The 3,574-nt window shown below is 50.8% G+C and carries 2 rRNA genes; both read left to right on the top strand.

The annotated features are described in order from the left end of the window. Nucleotides 1-264 precede the first annotated feature (264 nt). Nucleotides 265-3,250 (top strand): 23S ribosomal RNA (locus tag ACYQ2L_RS16970). Nucleotides 3,251-3,469: 219 nt separating this feature from the next. Next, a 5S ribosomal RNA gene (gene rrf / locus ACYQ2L_RS16975) occupies nt 3,470-3,574 on the top strand; the annotation flags it as partial.

A 3,574-nucleotide genomic window follows, 5' to 3' on the forward strand; every position in this document is an offset into this window, starting at 1 on the left:
GATCTTTGACAGATAATAGAGATGGAGATTAACGAATGTGCGCGTAGCTAGCTGTTTGCGAGAGCAGTGTAGGCGCGCACGAAGAACCATGTAATTATTGTGCATGCACTTCCAATGATTTTGCACAATATAGCTGCGTTATAAAAGCTTTTCGTTTATACGAAAAATCCGAGCGCCGGATGATGAGCTTTTGATTCGCTGCGCAGCGGACATGGGGATACGAACATGTTTTATATACACATTGAATAAGTAATAGAAAAATATGGTCAAGCGAATAAGGGTCCATGGTGGATGCCTAGGAACTGTCTGGCGATGAAGGCCGTGGTAAGCTGCGAAAAGCAACGGGGAGGAGCACACATCCTGTGATCCGTTGATTGCCGAATGGGGTAACCCGACTGGGGTCATGCTCAGTCATCCATGCCTGAATATATAGGGTATGGAAGCGATACCCAGGGAACTGAACCATCTAAGTACCTGGAGGAACAGAAATCAACCGAGATTCCCAAAGTAGCGGCGAGCGAAATGGGAAGAGCCCAAACCTGTATGGTGTAAACAGTGCTGTGTTGCCATATGGGGGTTGTAGGGATATCGAGAGTAGTTGGCACTAACTGCTGCAGAGTCACAAACGTACATTATAGCGGAACGCTTCTGGAAAGGGCGACCAAAGAGGGTGATAGTCCCGTATGCGAAATAATGTGCACTCTGTCAGATATTACCTGAGTACGGCGGGACACGAGAAATCCTGCTGGAATCTGGGGAGACCACTCTCCAAGGCTAAATACACGACAGTTACCGATAGTGAAGCAGTACCGTGAGGGAAAGGTGAAAAGAACCCCGGTGAGGGGAGTGAAAGAGAACCTGAAACCATGGACTTACAAGCGGTCGGAGCCCTTTCGGGGGTGACGGCGTGCCTTTTGTAGAATGGGCCTGCGAGTTACTGTGCGAAGCAAGGTTAAGGGATAGGAGTCCCGGAGCCGAAGGGAAACCGAGTCTGAAAAGGGCGAATGAGTTTCGTGCAGTAGACCCGAAGCCGGGTGATCTATTTATGGCCAGGTTGAAGCTTTGGTAAAACAAAGTGGAGGACCGAACCCTAGTCTGTTAAAAAAGGCAGGGATGAGCTGTGAATAGGAGTGAAAGGCTAATCAAACCCGGAGATAGCTGGTTTTCGTCGAAATAGCTTTAGGGCTAGCCTCATATAAAACTTGCGGAGGTAGAGCACTGAATGGACTAGGGCCTGTCACAGGGTACCAAACCCAATCAAACTCCGAATGCCGTAAGTCAACGTATGGGAGTCAGACTGTGGGGGAAAAGCTTCATAGTCAAAAGGGAAACAGCCCAGACCGTCGGCTAAGGTTCCAAAACAATGCTAAGTGGAAAAGGAAGTGCGATTGCAAAGACAGCCAGGAGGTTGGCTTAGAAGCAGCCATCCCTTAAAAGAGTGCGTAATAGCTCACTGGTCGAGTAGTCGTGCGCCGATAATGTAACGGAGCTAAGCATTGTACCGAAGCTGCGGGTCAGTAGTTTACTACTGGCGGTAGACGAACGTTCTGTAGGCCGTTGAAGGTGTTCTGAGAGGAATGCTGGAGGTATCAGAAGCGAGAATGCAGGCATGAGTAACGAAAAGAGGGGTGAGATCCCCCTCCGCCGAAAGCCTAAGGTTTCCTGGGTAAAGGTCATCTTCCCAGGGTTAGTCGGCCCCTAAGGAGAGGCAGAAATGCGTATCCGATGGGAAACGGGTTCATATTCCCGTACCTTTGTATGTTTCGAAGGGAAGACGCATGAGGTGAAGCCCGGCCGGGCGATGGTTGTCCCGGTCGAAGCAGCAAGCCGTTGAGATCAGTAGGCAAATCCGCTGATTGAGGTGAGCTGTGAACGCGAGCGGAGCTACGGCAAAGCGAAGCGGGTGTAGTCAAGGTGCCAAGAAACACTCTCTAAGGTTAGGCATACAAAGACCGTACCGCAAACCGACACAGGTAGGCGAGATGAGTATTCTCAGGCGCTCGGGAGAACTCGCGTTAAGGAACTCGGCAAAATGCATACGTAACTTCGGGATAAGTATGGCCTGGTCTGGATCTTCACCGGTTTAGATCAGGTTGCAGTGAAATGGCCAAAGCGACTGTTTACCAAAAACACAGGTCTCTGCGAAATCGTAAGATGACGTATAGGGACTGACACCTGCCCGGTGCCGGAAGGTTAAGAGGAGCGGTTAGTCGTAAGACGAAGCTGTGAATTGAAGCCCCGGTAAACGGCGGCCGTAACTATAACGGTCCTAAGGTAGCGAAATTCCTTGTCGGGTAAGTTCCGACCCGCACGAATGGTGTAACGACTTTGGCACTGTCTCAACGCGAGACCCGGTGAAATTGAAGTATCGGTGAAGATGCCGATTACCTGTGGTTAGACGGAAAGACCCCGTGAACCTTTACTGCAGCTTAGCATTGAAACTTGGCCCTACATGTGTAGGATAGGTGGGAGACTGCGAACTGTGCACGCTAGTGTGCAGGGAGTCGTTGGTGAAATACCACCCTTGTATGGTTAGGTTTCTAACGCGCACCATGAAGCTGGTGTGTGGACAATGTTAGGTGGGCGGTTTGACTGGGGCGGTCGCCTCCTAAAGAGTAACGGAGGCGCGCGAAGGTTCCCTTGCGCTGGTTGGAAATCAGCGTGAAAGTGTAAAGGCATAAGGGAGCTTGACTGCGAGACGTACATGTCGAGCAGGTACGAAAGTAGGTCTTAGTGATCTGGCCGTGGCGAGTGGAAGCGCGGTCACTTAACGGACAAAAGGTACTCCGGGGATAACAGGCTGATTTTGCCCAAGAGTTCATATCGACGGCAAAGTTTGGCACCTCGATGTCGGCTCATCGCATCCTGGGGCTGGAGCAGGTCCCAAGGGTATGGCTGTTCGCCATTTAAAGCGGTACGTGAGCTGGGTTCAGAACGTCGCGAGACAGTTCGGTCCCTATCTGCCACAGGCGTTGGATGTTTGAGAGGATCTGCCTTCAGTACGAGAGGACCGAGGTGGACAAACCTCTGGTGTACCAGTTATCGTGCCAACGGTATGCGCTGGGTAGCCAAGTTTGGACGGGATAACCGCTGAAAGCATCTAAGCGGGAAGCCTTCCTCAAGATGAGACATCCCTGAGTCTTAAAGACTCCTGAAGGAACCAGAGAGATTATCTGGTTGATAGGCTGGCGGTATACGCATGGTAACATGTTCAGCCGACCAGTACTAATTTTCCGTGAGGCTTGACCATATTTTTCGATTATTTCTTTATGTGTAAAAACAGACTGCAGCACGACAGGCGAGTAATCGCCTGCAGCGCTCGGTTATCCGTTAATCTTCATCTCTATCGTCACGAGCGCCATGCGAAAAAGCAATTTTAGCATATGAGCGTGAGCGGCGCGCAGCATACAGCTTGTCTGACAATCTATGCGCGCCGACATCGTGACGAACAACAACAAAGGTATTTTTGCCTGGTGACAATAGCGAGGGGGATCCACCCGTTCCCATTCCGAACACGGAAGTTAAGCCCCTCTGCGCCGATGGTACTGCAGTTCGCTGTGGGAGAGTAGGTCGT

Source organism: Spirochaeta dissipatitropha, assembly GCF_054657935.1.